Origin of the sequence: Flavicella sp. (assembly GCF_029238425.1) — a bacterium.
Taxonomy (GTDB): Bacteria; Bacteroidota; Bacteroidia; order Flavobacteriales; family Flavobacteriaceae; genus Flavicella.
Genome location: NZ_JAQWGB010000080.1, coordinates 28,769 through 49,948, shown reverse-complemented (window position 1 = coordinate 49,948; position 21,180 = coordinate 28,769). Strand labels below are relative to the sequence as shown.

The following is a 21,180-nucleotide window of genomic DNA, read 5'->3' as shown; positions in this document are numbered from 1 at the left end:
TTTTCTTGGCTTTTTGCTTTTAGTGGGCTATTATTTTGCATTGCCGGCTGATATTTTTAAGAACCCAAAATCTACGGTGATTGAAAGTAGAGAAGGTGTGCTTTTAGGAGCAAAAATAGCGGATGATGGGCAGTGGAGGTTTCCTGATATCGATAGTATTCCTTATAAATTTGAGCATTGTATTTTACAATTTGAAGATGCCTATTTTTATGAACATATTGGTTTTAATCCTGTTTCAATAGGAAAGGCCCTATGGGGAAATATCACAAAATCAGGGGTCAAAAGAGGAGGCAGTACCATCACACAGCAAGTCATTCGTTTGTCTAGAAAAGGGCAAAATAGAACTTATATTGAAAAGTTGATTGAGCTTGTTTTAGCGACAAGACTAGAGTTGCGTTTTTCCAAAGAGTCTATATTAAAAATGTATACTTCCAATGCTCCTTTTGGAGGGAATGTTGTTGGACTTGAGGCGGCTTCTTGGCGTTATTATGGACGTTCTCCACATCAATTGTCTTGGGCAGAGAATGCAACATTGGCAGTTCTTCCAAACGCTCCAAGCCTCATTTACCCGGGAAAAAACCATGATAGGTTACTTGTAAAAAGAAACAGACTGCTAAAAAAGATATTGCATCAAAAGATAATTGATTCTATTACCTACCGTCTTGCGATTCAAGAAAAATTGCCTGTAAAACCGCATGTCTTGCCTTCAAAAGCACCCCATTTATTAGAGTATTTGGCAGCAAAAAACAGTGGGAATTCTATTAAAACAAGTATACCAAATCAATTACAAGTCAATGCAAATGAAATTGTAAAAAGACATTACTTGAATTTAAAACAGAATGAAGTTTATAATATGTCTGTTTTGATATTAGATGTGCATACCAGAAAAGTTTTGGCCTATGTAGGGAATACTCCAACAGATGAAGAGCATCAGAAAAATGTGAATGTGATGCATAAGCCTAGAAGTACCGGGAGTGTGTTGAAACCTTATTTATATGCGGCGATGTTAGATTCAGGGGAGATTTTACCCAACACTTTAATCCCTGATGTTCCTACAGAAATAGCATCTTATAACCCAAAAAACTTCAGTTTAGAGTATGACGGAGCTGTTCCTGCTAGTAGAGCTTTGGCTAGGTCTTTAAATATTCCAGCGGTAAAAATGTTACAAGAATTTGGATTGAGTAGGTTTTATGAATACCTCAAACAATTGAAATTAAAAGATGTGAAACACGATTCGGGTCATTATGGTTTGACCTTGATTCTCGGAGGGGCTGAGAGTAATTTATGGGACCTATGTAGAGTTTATGCAGGGTTTTCGGGAACCATAAATCATTATTCGAGAACTTCTGGAAAATATTATGCGAATGAATTTACAGAGCCAATTTTTAGACAGAATCAATCCGTGGATTTTGGTAAGGTTTCTAAACAAAAAACAATTTTTGATGCAGGATCTATGTATCTGACCTATGAAGCATTGAAGCAAGTCAATCGACCAACAGGTGCCGAGAATTGGGAGTTTTTTGATTCGTCTAAAGAAATTGCATGGAAAACAGGAACTAGTTTTGGCTATAGAGATGCTTGGGCAATTGGAAGTACAAAAGATTATGTGGTAGGAGTGTGGGTAGGGAATGCAGATGGTGAAGGTAGACCTGGTTTGTTAGGAGTTTCAACAGCCGGACCTGTTATGTTCGATATGTTTGATCTGTTACCAAAGTCGAACTGGTTTTCGACACCATATAATACCTTGGAACAGGTTATTGTGTGTAAAGAAAGTGGGAGTTTAGCAAAGGAAATATGTCCGGTTAAAGATACGATAATGGTACAGCAAAAGGGTGTAGATACAGAGCCTTGTCCTTATCATTATTGGGTGCATTTAGATAAAAATGAAGATTATCAGGTAAATTCCTCTTGTGAAGATATTGTAGATGTCACGCATAAAAGTTGGTTTGTATTGCCCCCATTGATGGAGTATTATTTTAAAAAGAAAAACCCATTTTACAAACCTTTGCCTAGTTTTAGAATTGATTGCTTGGGAGAGAAGAAACGGATTATGGATTTTGTGTATCCAAAAAATAAAGCGAAAATATACTTACCGAAAGGATTTGATGGCGCAAAAAAAGAATTGGTTATGAAGCTAGCTCACAATATTCCTGAAACAATTGTCTATTGGTATTTGGACGAGCAATTTATGGGTGAAACGAAAAGTATACACGAGAAATCTGTTGCGACTACCTTAGGAAAACATACCATTACAGTGGTTGATGCTTTGGGTAATGAGCGTAAGTTGTTTGTGGAGATTTTGAAGTGAGTTATTCAAACTTCTTCATTCTCCTATCATACATCACAATACTACCTGCTACGGATACATTCAAACTCATAGGCGTGTCAAACTTTACCAAATGATGTGATTTTTCTATCGCTAAACGAGACATTCCATGATCTTCCGCACCTAATAAATAGACACACCTTCTTGGATGTTCAAAAGTTTCAAGAGGAACAGCTCTGTCATCCAATTCAACACCTACCAACATAGCTCCTTTAGGCAGTTGTTTGTAAAATTCTTCAAAGGTATCATAGTGAAAATATGGCATCGCACCTACAGCTTTATGAGTATCACAGGCTTGTTTTGCATATCTATTTCCAATAGTGAAAATATAACTAGCACCCATGTTTTGAGCAGATCTCCACAGTACGCCAAGGTTTTCAGGTGTTTTCCCATTCTGAATACCAATTCCAAAAAAACCTTGTTCTAAATTATCAATCATTGTTCGTTTTTATAAATATTTGGGAGAGAAATATTATAGGTTACTGCTATAATTCTCGTTGCAATAATACATATAATTGGGATGACTTGTAAATATGGATTCGGTATTTTTAGATAGATCAGAAGTAGATATAAAGCACCTCCAAAGATACTCGCTGTGGCATATATTTCTTTTTGGAAAACGACCGGAATTTCATTTACAATAACATCTCTCAGGACTCCTCCAAAAACACCCGTTACAGTACCTAATAAAACACAAATAAATGCATTTAACTCATAGTCTATTCCAATTTGAACACCAGTTATGGTAAACAAACCAAGTCCAATGGCATCATAGAAAAAAATAGGTTTTTGAAAAAATTGAAGTTTACTTCTAAAAATCATTGCTGTCAATGCTCCTGCAAGTATGGCGTAAATAATATTTGTATCAAATAGCCAAAAGACATCTCTATCTGCGATCAACATATCTCTTATAGTTCCTCCTCCAACAGCTGTTAAGAAGGCAACAATTAATACACCAAAAGGGTCTAGTTTATTTCGAAGCGCAACTAGTGCTCCGGAAATAGCAAAAGCAAATGATCCCATAACATTGATATGATTGACAATCATGCTTAAAGGTTCTTCTGTGTTCATAAGAATAATTGATTAAATTTAAACTGATCAAAAACTGATTCTTAATCGCTGTTTTTATTTTGTTCGGTATGAGATGTATAAATATACAACAGATGTTTTTATCCATATCACGAATAGCTGATTTGTTAGGGTTAAGTTTCTCTTTTTGTTAATTTTGTTTGGTAACTATTAAATGAAGGTATACATGAAATTGAAAAGTATTTTAAGAAAAGGAATAGTACTTACAGGAATAATGGTATTTGGATCGCTTTCTGCTCAAACAAAAATTACAATTGATCATAAAACACAACGATTTATTGGGGAGACTTCAGAATTAAATCGTGACACCTATTTTAATATTCATGGAAAATTTAAACAGTCAGATGCTGATTTTTCTAAATTTATTTATGAGTATAATATTCGATCAGACTATAAAGGATCACGAGGATTGTGGAATCCAATGGGACGTTTGAAAAATGGAAAAATACCCCATGTCAAGAAAATACACAGTGGTGTTAGGGAGGTACAAGGGCATGTTGATTCTGGGAGAGCAGGCTATGTTTTTTATAAAAAAGATGTTGATTATAGTGTTGAGGATGTAACGGAATTCTCTTATAAAGCAGCGCAGTTTGCGGTAGATTTTTATAGATACCAAGAGGATAATGTTCCGCAGTTTTTTGAGCCATTTAATGAACCAATGGTGCATGCAAACGATTTTTATCCAAAGAAAAATAATAAGAAATACGACAAAGAAAAGATTGATAAGATCATTACAAAAATGTGTGAGTTTCATAAAATTTTGGGACAAAGAGTGCATGCTGCTCCGGAATTAAAAAATATGAATGTGATTGGTTACGCCTCTGCTTATCCAGAGTTTGAAGGAAAAGATTTTTCTGTTTGGAATACACGCTATAAAAAATTTATAGATATTGCTGGAGCCGATATGGATATGTTTTCAGTTCATTTATATGATGGAAGTGGAAATGTAAATAATAAAGGAGGTAGAAGATCCGGCTCTAATTCGGAGGCTATTTTGGATTTAATAGAAGGATATAGTTATGCGAAACTAGGAAAGGTGAAACCTATTGCGATTACGGAATATGGTCGTTTGGTGCAAGATCAACCTGGATTTCCAAATGTACCGAATTTTGAGCCTATTGAAAATTCTCAAGCGGTACGGTCACAAATTCATATGGTGATGAACTTTATGGAACGTGGTGATGATATCGCATTGACAATTCCATTCACAACAGGAAAATCCAAACCAACATTTCGTTTTTCTAAAGCCTCTCTTTGGGCACAAAACAAATCGGGAAAATGGGAGTTTACACCTAGAAAGTACTTTTTTGAAATTTGGAAAGATGTAAAAGGGGATAGAGTAGCGATTAGTTCTTCAAATATCGATGTGCAAACACAAGCTTTTGTTGATGGAAAGGAACTTTTTGTAGTATTGAATAATTTAAATGATGATACTCAAGAGGTTGATTTAGCCTTGTTAGATTCTAAAAATTTAAAGAAAGTTGAGGTTAAAAGGCTGAAAATTTTTAAAGACAAAACGCCAGACTTGAATGTTAAAGAAACAAAATCTGCTCCACAAAAATTGAAGTTGGCTTATGGGGAAACGGTTGTTTTAAAATACCAATTTAAAAAGAAAATAGAATTTGAAAATACTATTAGAAGTAAAAAATACTATGCAGAAAAATGCGTAACACCCATTGTTGCTTCAAAAGAAATTGGTTTTAGTTTTAAGAATGTAAAAGTTGCGAAAGGAAAAGCTACTTTGCGTTTGGGAGTTGGAAGGAAAAATGGAGCATCTCTTAATCCTATTGTTTTGGTCAATGGAAAAAAAGTTACTATAACTACAGATGTTATCAGAGGATACGATCAGCATAATAGAAAACAATTTTTTGGAACGCTAGAGATTCCAGTAAATATTGAAGACTTAAATAATGGAGAAAATAAGGTTTCTGTAAAGTTTGAAGATCAAGGAGGGCATATCAGTTCTGCAATTCTTCAAGTTCAGAAACTAGATTAATCATAGAACTTAAGGAATATGGGCTAAGTGGTATGTTTTTAAAACATATCACTTAGCTTTTTTATTTTTTGGTCAACATTCTTTTGATTTCATTTAACTTCATCAATGCTTCGATAGGGGTTAAGGTGTCAATATTAGTTGCCAAAATCTCTTCTTTTATATCTTCTAATAAAGGATCATCTAATTTGAAAAAACTGAGTTGTAAATCCTCTTCTTCTTTTGCTGCACTTAATTTGTTTTTAATATCCTCTCCGGTATGGTTTTTTTCTAATTGCTTCAGCATTTTATTAGCTCTATGAATCACCTGTGTTGGCATTCCAGCTAATTTTGCCACATGGATTCCAAAACTGTGTTCGCTACCTCCTGCAACTAATTTACGAAGGAAAATAACTGTATCCTTCAGTTCTTTGACAGATACATTAAAGTTTTTTATGCGCTCAAAGGTATTGGTCATATCATTCAGTTCATGGTAATGCGTAGCAAATAAAGTTTTGGCTTTTGTTGGGTGTTCATGGATGTATTCTGCGATTGCCCAAGCAATAGAAATCCCGTCATAAGTACTGGTACCTCTTCCAATTTCATCTAATAAAATCAAACTTCTATTAGAAACATTATTTAGAATACTAGCCGTTTCATTCATCTCTACCATAAATGTAGATTCTCCCATAGAGATATTATCACTAGCACCAACTCTTGTAAAGATTTTGTCTACAACTCCTATTTTTGCATTCTGAGCAGGGACATAACTTCCCATTTGTGCTAATAATACAATCAAGGCGGTTTGACGTAATATGGCCGATTTACCCGACATATTAGGTCCGGTAATCATGATAATTTGTTGTGAAGTTCTGTTCAGAACCACGTCATTTGCAATATATTCTTCTCCCGCGGGAAGCTGTTTTTCGATTACAGGATGACGTCCGTTTTTTATTTCAAGATCTGTAGTGTCATCTAATAAAGGTCGTACATAACTGTTTTCTGTGGCGATGGTTGCAAAAGAACTCAAACAATCAATTTGTCCAATTAGTTGTGCATTCAATTGCATTTCCTTGATAAAACGCGTTAGGTATTGAATTAATTTTGAATAAATCTCTTGTTCTAGTTTTGCAATTTTTTCTTCAGCACCAAGAATTTTGGTTTCGTATTCTTTTAATTCTTCAGTGATATAACGTTCAGCGTTTACTAAAGTTTGCTTACGAATCCATTCTTCAGGAACTTTGTCTTTATGAGAATTTCGAACTTCAATATAATAGCCAAAAACATTGTTGAAAGCTATTTTAAGAGAACTGATCCCCGTACGTTCCACTTCACGTTGGACCATATTGTCAAGGTAATCCTTCCCTGAAGTCGAAATGGCTCTTAGATCATCTAATTCTTTAGAAACTCCAGCGGCAATACTATTTCCCTTGTTGATGTTCACAGGAGCTTCTTCAAACAAAGTAGCCTCAATTTTTTCTCGAAGTTCTTTGGTGTCATTTAATTGTTTTCCAATGTTTTTTAAAGAGCTGTTGCTGCTTTTTTCAGCAGCTTCTTTTATTGGAAGGATTGCTTTTAGAGAATTCTTCAAAAAGATAACTTCTCTAGGATGTATTTTTCCTGTGGCAACTTTAGAAACCAATCTTTCAATATCGCTAATTTGCTTTATTTGATATGTAACTAACTCATAGAAATCAGGGGTGTCAATTAAATATTTAACGATGTCCTGACGTTTTTTTATTTGTTCAATGTCTTTTAAAGGTAATGCCAACCAACGTCTTAAAAGGCGTGCTCCCATAGGGGAGATGGTTTTATCAATCACCTTTAATAAGGTAACAGCATTGGCCTCAGTAGACGCATATAATTCTAAATTTCTAATGGTAAAGCGATCCATCCAAACATAATTGTTCTCTTGAATTCTCTGGATAGAGGCAATATGTTCAATTTTGTTGTGTTGCGTTTCGGATAAGTAATAAAGTACCGCTCCTGAAGAAACAATCCCTTCTTGTAAATCATCAATACCAAATCCTTTCAATGAATTTACCTTAAAGTGGTTGGTCAAGCTTTCATTGGCAAAATCCGCTTGGAAAACCCAATCGTCTAAATAAAAAGTATGAAAAGTAGTTCCAAAAACCTCATTGAATTTAAGACGATTTTGTTTTTGTATCAAAACTTCACTTGGTTGAAAGTTTTGCAATAGTTTATCAATATACTCGGCAGAACCCTGTGCTGTAAAAAACTCACCCGTGGAAACATCTAAAAAAGAAATTCCGACAATTTTTTTACCAAAATGAACGGCGGCTAAAAAGTTATTGCTGTTGGATTGCAAAACTTCATCATTGAAAGAAACTCCAGGTGTTACCAATTCCGTTACCCCACGTTTTACAATCTTTTTTGTCATTTTAGGATCCTCCAACTGATCACAAATAGCAACACGCATCCCAGCTTTTACCAATTTAGGCAAATAGGTGTTTAGTGAATGATGAGGGAAACCTGCAAGTGCAGTTTCACTTTCACTTCCGGCTCCCCTTTTGGTAAGCGTAATATTTAAAACACGAGCACATTTGATGGCGTCTTCTCCAAAGGTTTCATAAAAATCACCAACTCTAAATAACAACATCGCATCAGGGTATTTTGCCTTGATTGAGTTGTATTGTTTCATTAAAGGAGTTTCCTTTTTTGCTTTCGTTTTCGCCAAGATATATGCTTTTTATGCTGTGAAGTGCGAATTTACGTTTTTTGCTTATGTGGTGCAAAACTTTCAGATGTGGAGTCTAAAATTACACTGTTCTGCGGTAAGGAAGTTCGAAACATAAAAAACCCTCTTTAATTAAGAATTAAAGAGGGAAAATTGCTATGAAAAAGATGTAATAGCCTAACTATTACATATGTAAAATTAAGACATATTAGTTTTAGTTCTTTGTTAATTTAGGTGAACGACATGATTCTATCGGTGAAATGAACTTTTGATTGGGTGAAGCTGCTTTTATGAAGATTTTGAAAATATAATTATTGAAAGTTGAAATTAAATGTTAGTTCATAACAACCTTTTAATTTGAAGAGGATCGTAAAACATTTAATAATAAGACCAAAAAAAAAGAGGACTATGACAGTCCTCTTTCTTTTTTGATTTGTTCGTAAGCTTCTTGAATTTTTAAGAATTTTTCTTGAGCTCCTTTGACATGTTCCTCTCCCAGATGTTTCACTTTGTCGGGATGATGTTTTTTTACCATTTTTCTATAAGCTGCTTTGACTTCCTTGTCAGTTACGGCTTTCTCAATTTCTAGAATTTTATAAGCGCTTTCAGAATCGTTGTAGAACATGGCTTTGATAGATTCAAAATCATGAGGATTGATACTTAAATACCCTGCTATTTTATGCAACATATCCAATTCATCTGGAGTGACAATTTCATCCGCTTTTGCTAATGCAAATAAATAATGCACCAATTGCAAACGAGAAGCGTGCTGCATTTGCTGTCTGATCTGTAAAGAAATTTGACGCACCGAAACATCATTACTTTTTATAATTCCTTTGAATAATCTGAAAGCATGATTTGCTCTGTCTTTTCCATACATTTTAACAAAGTAGGCTCTTACAAAGTCTAATTCACGTTGGTCAATTTTACCATCTGCCTTGATTACAAAAGAAGAAAGGATTAACAAGCTTACTTCAAAATCACCAGAATGGGTAACGTTGTCATGATGACTAGCTTGTTCTCTAAAATCTTGAATGTCTTTTTTTGAAAATCCATCTATTGCGTTTCCGACGATGTATCCTAATAAAGCACCGATAGGACCTCCAAAAGACCATCCCAATCCGGCACCCAACCATTTTGTAAAACTTGCCATTTTTATAAAAATTTAAGACACAAAGATACCTTTTATGTTGTACTAGCTATTTTAAATAAAGTTAAGATAGTCTTAAAGAAGCATAGTTGTTTGTCATACAAATTTCTTTTTTGGATATAAATGAAATCTATCAAACAACAATGTTGATATGCTTTTCTATGTGTATCTTTGTCCTATTAAAGTTTAATATTCAAAAAAATAGATATATGTATCCACAAGAATTAACAGCGCCAATGGAAGCGCAATTGGTGCAAGCAGGTTTTTCAGCATTGAAAACTCCTGAAGAAGTAGAAAATACTTTGAAATTAGAAGGATCTACATTGGTAGTTGTAAACTCTGTGTGTGGTTGTGCTGCAGGTACAGCTAGACCTGGTGTAATTGCTTCTATTGAAGGTGATGCAAAGCCAAACAACTTAGTAACTGTATTTGCAGGAGTTGATGGTGCTGCAGTAGGAAAAGCAAGAGAATTTATGGTTCCTTTTCCTCCTTCATCTCCAGCGGTAGCTTTGTTTAAAGATGGAAAATTAGTGCATATGTTAGAGCGTCACCATATTGAAGGTAGATCTGCTGAGATGATTGCTGATCACTTGAAAGAAGCTTATACTGCATATTGCAAATAAGGTTTTAGAACACAAAAAAAGGGGACTGATATTTTCAGTCCCCTTTTTTTATGTTTTATTTTTATTAGAATTGTTTCCCTACAGAAATACCAACTCTTGGTACAATGCTTGCTGAATAATCGGTATTGAATAAATTTCTACCAATACCGGCATGAATATCTGCTACAAATCCATTTGCGGTTACATATTTTCCTCCAAAAGAAAGTCCTAATGCGAAATCTGTATAGGTTGGAGAATCTCCAATTTCTAATTTAGCAGGGTCTATATCTCCTCTGTTCAAACAACCGAAAAATTCTCCGAAGTAATCAAAATTTCCCTTGCTAAAAAAGGTTTGTCTATAATAAGGAGTTAATGCAAATTCTTGTTCGTATCTAAAGCTAGAAGATTCACTAGCAAAATTGAACATGGCAGCAATCCCTATAGAAGATTCTGTGTTTAAATTATGTTCAAAAGTAACGTCAAGGGCTAATAAGGCCAAAATATCAAATACATCTACTTTAATCTCGTTGGTTTGTGCAGAAGACATTTTAAAGACCAATGCAAAAAGTACTAGAGCGATTGTTTTTTTCATCAAATTCAATTAGGTTGATAGTCAATTTTTATAGCACAAATGTACTATATATAAATGGAAAAAATTAATACTTAAAAAATAAGTTTCGAGGTTTTAAGTTGTTAGAAAACAGCTCTTAGTTGAACACTTCCTGTATGAATGGTGTTGGCGGTTTCACTTTTTCTTCCGGTATAGTTTAGGTTTAGGTGCAAATAACTTGTTAGTTTTTTTTGTGCAATCAGGTTCCAAACAAAATTATCTCCGGGTTGTAATCCTTCTAACATTTCATAGGCAATCGGGCTGTTTTCTACTCCAGTAAAATTGTTTTTATACAAATTAAAATCAGCAATGATAGCCCCTTTTGTAGGATGTGCGTACTGATAGCTTGTTCCAATTTTATGCAATTCTAAAGCAGAAATACTGGAAGGTTCTTCTTTATCTTTATATTCATAAGCGAACGAAAAATTACTGTTTACTGAGAAAGAATAGGTGATTATTGGATTGGCCTCTTGACTTGAAATGACATAATTTCTTTCACTATAATTTTCACTTTTGCTGTCCGTTTCTTTTTTACTTAGTTTGGCATCAAACAACCAAAAAGTTCCCAGTCGATGTTGAAAATTTAGTTGTCTTAGGAGCTGTTTGTTTTCTTGAAAACCGATTCCAAGGTTTGTCTTTGTTCTGCTATTAGAATAAATATAGGTTGTGGAATAATTTTGCAATCCTCTTCGAAAGAAAAAACTGTTTTTTATGGTTTGCAACAGACCGATTACAGAAGGATTTTCAGTGTCAAATGGATTCAAATCAAAGCCGTTTCCACTGCGTTGTTTTTTTGTGTCAATTAACACGAAAGATTGGTTAGAAAATTGAGACAAGGTTTTTCTAAAATCTACTTTGTTCCTCCATTGATTTGGAGTGATGTTAAAGGATTGACTAAATTTAGTTTGATTTACCCGTATGTAATTTACGGTAGGTAAAGTGACACGTAAATAGTCTGCCTGATCAGCAAATTTTGCAATTTCAAATTCTTCAAATTCTTGAATTCCGTTACCGTTATAATCAATCCAAGTATAAAAACCTTGACCTGGTTCCGTCTTTACATAGGCAAATTGTTGCTGCGGGGAGGTTCCTGATGAGGTTTCATAAATGGAATTCCAACTGATAAAATTTTTGAAAAGCCGTTGTGTGTAGTTCAATCTAGAGTTCAACATATTTGTATCTTCTTGAAAAACATTGTCCACAGTTCTGTAATTGATATAGGCACCAACTTGGGCATTTTTTTGCTGGACCAATCGAGAGTTGATATAGTAGCTTTTGGAATTGTTTACACGTGTGAGCGCTTCATTTTTCACACTGTCGTTTTCTCTAAAATCTACTCCAATTTTTGCATATACTTTGGTGCTGTCACCTACGCCAAAAAAAGCACCATAGCTAAAATATTTCTGACTTGTTAGATCAAGTTTTTGGGTGCTAATATTGGTCTGTTCATTGTTTTCAGTGTCAAGAATTCCCCCAATCCAAGTTTTTTTAAAATACTGTTTGAATAGTGCTGCCGCTTTCAGAAAACTACCTTTTTGAGTAGTCCCCTCATTTTCTAATAAACTAGCTTTTGCATTGATCGTTGTGTTTTTAGTTCGTATGCCTCCTCTGAATTTATGCTTGTGCCCAGTAAAGGAATTTTGAAATTTTAAGGATTCAAATTTATAAGAGAATTCACTGTTTTTTTTGTTGGAAATTAATAATTCGGACTGCAAGAATTCCTGGGTTCCAGTGCGGTTGACTAAATTCCAATCTCTGTTGAATTCTACATTGTAAATTCTTTGAATGCTGGTAAAGTTTTGTTGTAAATAATCAAAGTCGATATTACTTTTTACCAACCATTTTTTATCCGTATAAATTTGACTCCAACCAGCTTTTGCTGCAATTCCTTGGTTGTTCTCATTGTCTAAATCAGAAAATAAATTTTGATTATTGTCACTCAACGCAATTTCAGATTTTAAAATTGTTTTTGAAGTTGGACTATAGTTTGCTTTCGCTACAGCTACCTGAAGTCGTGTTGGGGCTACCAATTGAATTACGGGTGCGTAATCTCCCATATTTGTTCCTGTATAAGAAAATATTCTTCCAACAGCGGTTGTGTTTTCTAATTGATAACTTCCTTGGTTTTCTCCTATATAACTAAAGGTTACAGAATATAAAGTGTCATCTGGGTTCTGTGAAAATTCATAAACTTCCGTAGAATTAATAAGTATTTTTTTATAGAGAATTTTATTTTCATCATACTCGGTTTCAAATCCGCTTTCAGAAATCATTTTGGCAGTGTCATTTCCTGCTTCAGCCAAAGTTTTTTTCTGGTCTTCAGAAAGGTTTTGTTGTAGTGGTTGGTTTTTTGCGTCACTTTCGGTATAAAAATACCCGCCAATTTCTAATTTTTCACTTTTATGGGAAGCCTTGTTATAGCTTACAAAACGTGTATAGTTTCTATCAGAATATTGAAACTCTGCCGTGATTCTCATATTTGCTGTAACAGGAAAAGTTGTGGTAAAAGTTATTTCTGCCGTGTTGTAATCAATGGTGTAATCATTTTGATCTCCTCGTTTCAAAGGACGTCCATTTACATAAATAGTTTCACTACCTGAGAGGATGACAATATATGTTTCCCCGTTTGGACCAAGTAATTTATAGGGTCCTTGATTTCCGTCGATACCGGTAAATAGATGTCTAGTAAATCTTCCTCTAACCAAAGCCCCAGAGGCTTTAAAGTGATTTTCGGAATCCACTTTGGTTGGGGTGACATCTACTGAAAGACCTGCTACTTTTTTATCAAACTTTAAAAAATTAGTTTCGTTGTTCTTTAGGTTGATGTCTCCAGCTTTTAAACTCCATTGATTGGTGAAAAGTTCTATAAATATTCTGTCAAATTCCTCAATTTGTTGGGAATATCCATTTTTTTGAATGGGAATATTACTATCTGAGATCGATGCTTTGATCGTAACATCTTTAGAGAGTTTACCTGATATTTGTAAATCCAAACTGGAGTTTGTTACAGCATCTTGATTATTACCTACGGTAATACCTCGTGCCAAACTACCCTGTGTGTACAAACCTTCAAAAGGAGCTTTTCCTTCATCTTTTTCAGGTGCATATCGATATAAATATTCACTGTTGTTAGAACTTGGTACGATCACCTGCTGACTCATGGGAGCATAGGTTTCGGTTAAAAAGTCGGGATAGGCCGTATATTCAACTTTAATATCGGAATAGCGCTTGGAATCTATAACCAATAGAGCCGTTTCAAAATTTATTTCATAGTCAGAGGAAGGAATGGTGGTTCCATTGGAAATCAGTTTGAAATTTACGGGACTGATGCTAACGTCAGAAATATAAATACTGTCTGTTTGGAGCATTAATTCTTTCGATTTGGCATTTGAAAATTTGGTTTGAGCAGACATTGTCAAACAAAGAAAGAAAAAAAGTAAGGGTCCAAATTTGTGCATGGAATATGATAACGCTCAGATAGCAAATTTAGTTTAAAATTTGAAGTCAATTACAGCAAGGAATAATTTGAAATTTGAAAAAAAATATTTTATCAAAATATTTAGTATTGCATTGGTGTAGAGTAACAATAAGGTAGATTATACGGGATTAAAGAGCTAAAAATCAGTGTGGAAAGTTGGCTTTTAATTTTATGGATTAAAAAAATATTATATATTTGGCGCAACCTAAATCTGGTCAACCAAACTAGTTAACCAAAACCTAAACTTAATAAAATGAAAAAAATTAAACAAAATGAACTGCGTGTTATCACGCTAAGTTTGATGATCCTATTATCTCTCCCTATGGTAGGACAAAATCCTTCAGACTTGATGAGGAACTGCAATGGTTGGAAAATCACCTATCCAACTGGTGAAGAAGACAAGACTCTCTGTGGAGAATCTAACAACGAATTCTTTTTTGTAAACGCTTCTAACGATGCTATTGTTTTTAGAGCGCCTGTTCGAAATGATAACGGAACAACTCCAAATTCAGATTATATAAGATCAGAATTGAGAGAAAGAGAAGAAGATGGTTCTTCAGATATTTATTGGACTACAGAAGGTTCTCATATGCTCTATGTAGAACAAGCTATTACGCATTTACCTATAGAAAAACCTCATTTGGTAGCTACTCAAATTCATGGGAATAAGGCAGATGGAATAGATGACTCTATGGTGATGCGTTTAGAAGATTCTCATCTTTTTATTTCTTTTAATGGAGGGAAGTTGAGAGATGATGTTACCATTAAAACAGATTATAACTTAGGAGATAAACATGAAGTTATTTTTCATGTATTGGATGGAAAACACTACTGTTATTACTCAGAAGATGGAAATCTTTTGGAGGCTTTTAATAATGGTACGGCTGATGCTTATTTAGTGAAAGCTGATGGAAACGATTATGTTATGGATTTAAATTACGACCAAACTTATTTTAAGGTTGGGAATTATACACAAAGTAATCCAGAGAGGGAAGGAGATTCTACAGATGATCCTGACAACTACGGTGAGGTTTTAGTTTATGATTTTACGGTACAACATGGAGATGCTGTCCCAGAGAATATTGCCGTAACCGGTTTGGGATTTGATACGAATTCTATGGATGTTGCTTTGGGAAGTACAGAGCAATTAGCTCCGGCAATTAATCCATCAAATGCTACAAATAAGAACATAACATATACTTCGTCAAATTCTTCTGTCGTTTCTGTAACTTCTAGCGGTGTGGTAACAGCACTTTCAGAGGGGACTTCGGTAATAACTGCAACAACTCAAGAAGGAGGGTTTGCAGATTCAATTAGCATTCAGGTAAATGCACCTTCTGCGGGTGATGATATTGCATTGAATAAATTGGTCTATTCTACAGGCTCTGCAGATGGATCAAATATTGATTCCAATATAGTTGATGGGGATCTTTCTACAAGATGGTCAGTGTCTGGTTTTCCTCAAGAAGCCATCGTTGATTTAGGAGCGAATTTTACCATCGGAAGTACAGAATTGGTTTGTTATTCAGATAGAGCATATCAATATGAAATTTCTGTTTCGGATGCTCAGAATGGTACTTATGCTACCATAGTTGATAGGTCTTCTAATACCACTCCAGGAACTGAAGCGAGTCCAATTAAAGATGTGTTTTCTTCTGTTTCAACAAGATTTGTGAAAATCCGTGTTACTGGAGCAGCGAGTTATGAAGGTACTTGGGTAAGTTTATTAGATTTTAAGATTTTTTCAGAAAGCGACCAAGAGCCACCTGTAGAGGTTGCTGCTCCTTATGATATTCCTAAATTCCAATCTTATTTGGAACTTTGTAAACTACAGTCTCCTTTAAGCAATACTGAAGCGACAGCATCTTCTATTATGAATGGTTATTCATCGGCGTCTTTTTTTGTTGCTGATTCGGATAAAATTGCCTTCAGTCAAACACGAGATGCAAATGCCTCAAAAGTAAGATCAGAATTGAGGTATGAAAATAATTGGTTGGTAGAGAATCAAAATAGAAGTCTTCACGCTAATTTAGATGTAAAAATCCAAACATGTGAGCAATTGACATTATTGCAAATTCATGATGATGCAAATGCAGGGAATGGTCCTAACAAACCTTTGTTGAGAGTTTATAGTCTTGACGGTGGTTTATTTGCGGCAGTGAAAACGGATTCTGAAGGGGTTGCAACCACGCATATTCCTATGGGATCATTGCCAAGTGGATATTTTGATTGTGATATTTCATTGGAAGACGAGAGACTTCTAGTCTCTGTAAATGGTAGTGAATTTGTTAACCGAGATATTTCTTATTGGTCTTTCCCTAGTTATTGGAAAAACGGAGCATACCTTCAAGATGCTGGTGAGGCATTGGTATATTTTAATGAACTTTCAGAGACTGTTTCATCTGTTATTGTTGAGCCAGAAAAATCGAACGTAGCCTTGAATAAGTCGACAGTTGCCTCTGAGCAACAATCTGAAAATCCTGCGTCAAATTTAATAGATGGCGATGCTGATTCTAGATGGTCTGCACAATATTTTCCGCAGTCGGTAGTGGTAGATTTAGGTGGGTTTTATACCATCAGTGGTACAGAAGTAATTTGTTTTAATGATAGAGCATATCAATTTATCATTGAAGCCTCTACCGATAATAATAATTATAGCTTAATTGTTGATAGAAGTGACAATACAACGTCAGGTTCAAATGACAACCCTATTTCTGATGCGTTCTCTAATACAGATGTAAGATATGTTAGGGTTTCAGTTACGGGTGCAAATGGGTATTCAGGAAGCTGGGTTAGTTTGGAAGAACTTAGAGTGATGGGTTATTCAACCTTGAGTTCAAAAGAAGCGGACCAAAAATTGGCACTGAAGGAGGAAGAAGCAAAGGATGAAGTTTTCATTTGGCCTAATCCGGCTCAAAATTCTATTCATATTTCTGGTTATGAAAATTTACATTCGATACGAATTTATAATCAATTAGGATCGTTAGTTATTGACAAAGAAATTTCTTCAGAAACCATAGATATTTCTCAATTGGCAACTGGAACATACACTGTTATTTTAGTGAGCGATACAGAAACAATTTCAAAGCGAATTGTAAAATTATAAGGTATCCATATAAAGATAAAAGCAGGTGTTTGTATTGACACCTGCTTTTTTATTTATAGGCTAAAACAAAGATTGCTGTTTGATATTACTTTCATGATTTAGCAACCAGTCTTTTCTTTCTAATCCCCAGGCATATCCTGTTAAGGAGCCATCGGATCCAATAATTCTATGACAAGGAACAAGGATTGCTAATAAATTTTTTCCGTTTGCATTGGCAACAGCCCTAACGGCTTTTGGTTTATTTAGGAGGTTACTTTGTTCAGAGTAACTCATGGTTTTTCCGTAAGGAATAGTTTGTAGACTTTTCCATGCTTTACGTTGAAATTCTGTACCTTGTGGATTTAATTTTACAGTAAATTCCTTTCTAGTACCTTCAAAATATTCCTCCAATTGTTGCACGCATTCCTGCAGTACTTTTGGAATTTCTTTAGAAACGGGAGATTTTTTGTTAGAAAAAATTACAGAATGAATCCCTTCGGCATTTCCATTAATTTTTAAAACTCCTAAAGGGGTGTTGATTTTTATTTTTTCTAATTTCATTGTGCCGTAACTTAATTAAATACCAAAAATATCTTTGGAGTTTTGTGTGGTGATTGCTGCAATTTCTTCAAATGATAAACCATAAATGTCTACCAATTTATCAATCACATTTGTTAGATAACCGCTTTCATTTCTTTTTCCTCTGTAGGGAGTTGGAGCCAAATAGGGAGCATCGGTTTCTAATACAATTTCTGAAATTGGAATTTCTGCTAGAAATTTGTCTATTTTTCCATTTTTAAAAGTAACTACACCCCCGATACCTAATTTCATATTTAAGGAAACCGCTTGTTTTGCTTGTTCTAAATTTCCTGTGAAACAATGAAAGATACCAAACAAGTCATCACTTTTTTCTTCCTCTAAAATTTCAAAAACTTCATCAAAAGCATCTCTGCAATGAATGTTTATAGGCATTTTTCTTTCTTTTGCCCATTGAATTTGTGTTCTAAAAGCATACTGTTGCTCCTTTATAAAAGTCTTGTCCCAATACAAATCTATCCCGATTTCACCGATAGCATAAAAGGCGCGCTTGTCAATCCAAGTTTTGATGAGAGCCAATTCCTCTTCTACATTTTCTTTGACATGTGTAGGGTGTAAACCCATCATAAGAAAAACATTATCTGGAAATTCAGCCTCAAGGTCTAACATAGATTGTGTAAAATCACTGTCGATTGCAGGGATAAAAAAACGACTCACTCCAGCATCAATAGCTCGTTGCACTACTTCTTTTCTGTCTTCATCAAATTGGTCGCTATATAAGTGACTATGCGTATCAGTAATTGTCATTTCTAAGGGAGTCTTAGTGTTTTTTGCGAAATAATTACAGTATCTTGTTAATTGATAGTAGTAAGTATCGCAGTCATTAATATATTTGGTAAAAATACTCTAAAATGTCAAGTCTAAAAAAAAGCATTTCAAAAAAAGGATATGTTCAAATCCCTCTAAAAATAACCAAAACCAATCACCTAATTGTGAAGGCTAGGTTGAATGGCGTTAAAGGACGTTTTATTCTAGATACAGGAGCTTCCAATTCTTGTATTGGTTTAGATGAGGTAGAGAAATATGCTGTGCAGACTATTGAATCAGAGGTTAAAGCAGCCGGGGCCGGTGCAACGGGAATGGAAACATTGCAATCTGAAAAAAACCGATTGAAAATGGGCAAATGGAAAACGAAAAAATTCAATTTGGTGGTTTTTGATATGTCGCATGTAAACAAAGCACTTGAAGAACACAACGCAAAAAAAATTGATGGAATTATTGGTGCAGATATTTTAATATCTGGGGATGCCATTATCGATTACAAGAATTCTTGTTTTTATTTGAAATAATAGACTTAAGAAACTTCTTTAAGTCTTTTTCCTTTATGGTGATTTAGCTGCGTACTTTTTGAGCTTCCTATGATTTGCGAGGAATAAATACCTGAATGCCCAGAAAATAAATAGGCCACAATACAAGCAATACCGATAAAGACTCCAGCTTCTATTCCAAATAACTCAATTCCCATCATGGTACAGGCGATAGGGGTGTTGGTTGCTCCAGAAAACACCGCTACAAAACCCATTCCTGCTAACAAAGCCATCGGGAGTGGAAGGAATAAGGCCAAGGCATTTCCTAAAGTGGCTCCAATAAAAAATAGAGGAGTCACTTCTCCACCCTTAAAACCTACTCCAATAGTAAAGGTTGTAAGTAATATTTTTAAAGCAAAATCGTAAAAGGGCAATGGGTTTACAAAGGCTTCTTCAATGGTAGGTACACCAAGTCCAATATACTTTGTGGTTCCCATTAAAAAAACGCTCAACGCAATAATAATTCCCCCAGCAAAAGGTCTTAATGGAGGATATTTTATTTTATTTGCAAAACCTTGAAAAAAGGGAATTCCTTTTGAAAAGGTCCTTCCAACGATTCCGAAAATTACACCTGCTAAAATGGCCACTAAAAATGCAACAGTATCCATTTCCGGGACAAGGTCCACTACATAATGTGAATGATGTACTCCCCAGGCCAAACAAACATAGTCCGCTACAACGGCTGATAAAAAACTTGGGACTATGGCTTCGTAGCGCATACGACCAACGATCAATACCTCTAAAGCAAAAATGGCACCTGCTAACGGTGTTCCAAAAACAGAAGCGAAACCTGCTGAGATACCAATTACGATGACAATTTTTCTGTTTTCGTGACTGAATTTAAATATTTTAGAAATTTGATCAACTAAGGCTCCACCCATTTGTATGGCGGTTCCCTCTCGTCCAGCAGATCCTCCAAAAAGGTGTGTAAGTACAGTTCCTATGTATACCAAAGGAGCCATTTTTAAAGGGATTATTTTTTCTGGACTATGGATTTCATCAATCAATTGATTGTTTCCTTTGACAACACTTTTACCCCAATAATGATACATCAACCCAATAACAAGTCCTGCTATAGGCAATAAAGCAATGATCCATTTATTTGCCTCTCTAAGGTCTGTTACAAAGTATAAGGATTCTAATAATAATGCGGATGCGGAACCTACAAATATACCAGATACGATGGCTATCAATAACCATTTTAACAAATGTTCTGTAATATTGCTATAGGTTTTTAATAGGTTGTTTTGTTGAAAAAAATTCATAGGTTTTGTTTCTACTTCGTTGCAAATATAACTATTCATTATTAGTTGTATTTGTACATAAAAATAAAAAGTCTGGGTAAACCATACCCAGACTTTTGAAACCTAACTTAAACTCACGTATTTGTGTTTTCTAATCAACCTAAAGCTAATCAATTATTGAATAGTTGGGCTATTTAAAAACTATACATGGATTTAACAAAGTTGATAATAATGCATAAAAAAAGCCTAACAGATAAATCTATTAGGCATTTTTTTAAAATAAGAAATCTTATTTGTTTGGTTGAGGTGTCATTCTTAAATAAGGCTTTACCTCCGTATATCCTTTAGGGAAAATAGCATCAATGTCTTCTGTTTTGATCGCTGGTACTACAACACAGTCATCACCATCTTGCCAGTTTGCAGGAGTCGCTACCTTATGATAAGCTGTCAATTGCAAAGAATCAATAACACGAATCAATTCATCAAAATTTCTTCCAGTAGAAGCAGGATACGTGATGATCAATTTGATCGTTTTGTCTGGTGCTATAATAAACACAGAACGAACGGTTAAGTTGTTATCTGCATTTGGGTGAATCATATCATATAAGTTCGCCACTTTTTTATTCTCATCTGCAATGATAGGGAAGTTTACCGTTGTGTTTTGCGTTTCATTGATGTCTTTGATCCATCCTTGGTGAGATGCAACACCATCAACACTTAAAGCCGCCACTTTTACATTTCTCTGGTTGAATTGGTCTTTGTATTTTGCAACAGTACCTAATTCTGTAGTACATACTGGAGTGTAATCAGCAGGGTGAGAAAATAATAATCCCCATCCTTCTCCTAACCATTCGTGAAATTTGATTGTTCCTTCTGAAGTTTCTGCCGTGAAATCTGGAGCGACATCTCCTAATCTTAACGTTGCCATAGTTGTAATTTTTTTAATTGAATGGCTAATGTATGGAATTTTGTAAAACAGTGTGTTAAAATACAGCGAAGGTTTGTATTAACGTGTGTTCTTG

At 34.7% G+C, this 21,180-nt stretch carries 15 protein-coding genes; 5 read left to right on the top strand and 10 right to left on the bottom strand.

Annotated elements, in window-relative coordinates; all coding sequences use genetic code 11:
* Positions 1-22 precede the first annotated feature (22 nt).
* Positions 23-2,308 carry a penicillin-binding protein 1C gene (pbpC, locus tag P8H68_RS06025; protein ID WP_300322479.1) on the top strand — a complete coding sequence of 762 codons (2,286 nt, stop codon included), beginning with the start codon at positions 23-25 and terminating at the stop codon, positions 2,306-2,308.
* A 1-nt stretch (position 2,309) separates the two neighbouring features.
* Here pbpC and P8H68_RS06020 read toward each other — a convergent pair whose 3' ends face one another.
* Together P8H68_RS06020 and P8H68_RS06015 are read right to left on the bottom strand one after the other, a co-directional pair.
* On the bottom strand, positions 2,310-2,765 hold the full coding sequence (locus tag P8H68_RS06020) for an RNA methyltransferase (RefSeq protein WP_300322478.1): 456 nt from the start codon (positions 2,763-2,765) through the stop codon (positions 2,310-2,312).
* Positions 2,762-3,397: a trimeric intracellular cation channel family protein gene (locus P8H68_RS06015; protein WP_300322477.1), complete on the bottom strand. Its 636-nt coding sequence runs from the start codon at positions 3,395-3,397 to the stop codon at positions 2,762-2,764. The genes P8H68_RS06020 and P8H68_RS06015 overlap by 4 nt, the downstream gene beginning before the upstream one ends.
* A 184-nt stretch (positions 3,398-3,581) precedes the next feature.
* On the opposite strand from P8H68_RS06015, the gene P8H68_RS06010 reads away from it, so the two are divergent.
* Positions 3,582-5,411, top strand: coding sequence for a hypothetical protein (locus P8H68_RS06010; protein ID WP_300322476.1), 1,830 nt, complete (start codon positions 3,582-3,584; stop codon positions 5,409-5,411).
* Positions 5,412-5,472: 61 nt separating this feature from the next.
* Here P8H68_RS06010 and mutS read toward each other — a convergent pair whose 3' ends face one another.
* Both mutS and P8H68_RS06000 read right to left on the bottom strand, forming a co-directional pair.
* A complete protein-coding gene (gene mutS, locus P8H68_RS06005; protein ID WP_300322475.1) occupies positions 5,473-8,085 on the bottom strand; it encodes a DNA mismatch repair protein MutS in 2,613 nt (870 codons plus the stop codon).
* Positions 8,086-8,491: 406 nt separating this feature from the next.
* Positions 8,492-9,238, bottom strand: coding sequence for a TerB family tellurite resistance protein (locus P8H68_RS06000; protein ID WP_300322474.1), 747 nt, complete (start codon positions 9,236-9,238; stop codon positions 8,492-8,494).
* Between the two features lie 206 nt (positions 9,239-9,444).
* On the opposite strand from P8H68_RS06000, the gene P8H68_RS05995 reads away from it, so the two are divergent.
* A complete protein-coding gene (locus tag P8H68_RS05995; RefSeq protein WP_300322473.1) occupies positions 9,445-9,858 on the top strand; it encodes a BrxA/BrxB family bacilliredoxin in 414 nt (137 codons plus the stop codon).
* A 64-nt stretch (positions 9,859-9,922) separates the two neighbouring features.
* On the opposite strand, the gene P8H68_RS05990 is transcribed toward P8H68_RS05995, so the two are convergent.
* The gene (locus tag P8H68_RS05990; RefSeq protein ID WP_300322472.1) at positions 9,923-10,429 is read right to left on the bottom strand and encodes a DUF3575 domain-containing protein; all 507 of its coding nucleotides are present in this window, start codon (positions 10,427-10,429) and stop codon (positions 9,923-9,925) included.
* 101 nt (positions 10,430-10,530) lie between these two features.
* Positions 10,531-13,815 carry a hypothetical protein gene (locus tag P8H68_RS05985; RefSeq protein ID WP_300322471.1) on the bottom strand — a complete coding sequence of 1,095 codons (3,285 nt, stop codon included), beginning with the start codon at positions 13,813-13,815 and terminating at the stop codon, positions 10,531-10,533.
* Positions 13,816-14,178: 363 nt separating this feature from the next.
* Here P8H68_RS05985 and P8H68_RS05980 point away from each other — a divergent pair, with 363 nt between their 5' ends.
* A complete protein-coding gene (locus P8H68_RS05980) occupies positions 14,179-17,031 on the top strand; it encodes a polysaccharide lyase family 7 protein (protein WP_300322470.1) in 2,853 nt (950 codons plus the stop codon).
* A 60-nt stretch (positions 17,032-17,091) separates the two neighbouring features.
* On the opposite strand, the gene P8H68_RS05975 is transcribed toward P8H68_RS05980, so the two are convergent.
* Together P8H68_RS05975 and P8H68_RS05970 are read right to left on the bottom strand one after the other, a co-directional pair.
* A complete protein-coding gene (locus P8H68_RS05975; RefSeq protein ID WP_300322469.1) occupies positions 17,092-17,571 on the bottom strand; it encodes a methylated-DNA--[protein]-cysteine S-methyltransferase in 480 nt (159 codons plus the stop codon).
* 15 nt (positions 17,572-17,586) lie between these two features.
* On the bottom strand, positions 17,587-18,354 hold the full coding sequence (locus tag P8H68_RS05970) for a TatD family hydrolase (RefSeq protein WP_300322468.1): 768 nt from the start codon (positions 18,352-18,354) through the stop codon (positions 17,587-17,589).
* A 104-nt stretch (positions 18,355-18,458) separates the two neighbouring features.
* Here P8H68_RS05970 and P8H68_RS05965 point away from each other — a divergent pair, with 104 nt between their 5' ends.
* Positions 18,459-18,896, top strand: a complete 438-nt coding sequence (locus P8H68_RS05965; RefSeq protein ID WP_300322467.1) for a retropepsin-like aspartic protease — start codon at positions 18,459-18,461, stop codon at positions 18,894-18,896.
* A gap of 5 nt (positions 18,897-18,901) precedes the next feature.
* On the opposite strand, the gene P8H68_RS05960 is transcribed toward P8H68_RS05965, so the two are convergent.
* Together P8H68_RS05960 and P8H68_RS05955 are read right to left on the bottom strand one after the other, a co-directional pair.
* A complete protein-coding gene (locus P8H68_RS05960; protein ID WP_300322466.1) occupies positions 18,902-20,179 on the bottom strand; it encodes a voltage-gated chloride channel family protein in 1,278 nt (425 codons plus the stop codon).
* 268 nt (positions 20,180-20,447) lie between these two features.
* Entirely contained in the window at positions 20,448-21,086 is a 639-nt protein-coding gene (locus P8H68_RS05955) for a peroxiredoxin (RefSeq protein WP_300322465.1), read from the bottom strand.
* Positions 21,087-21,180 lie beyond the last annotated feature (94 nt).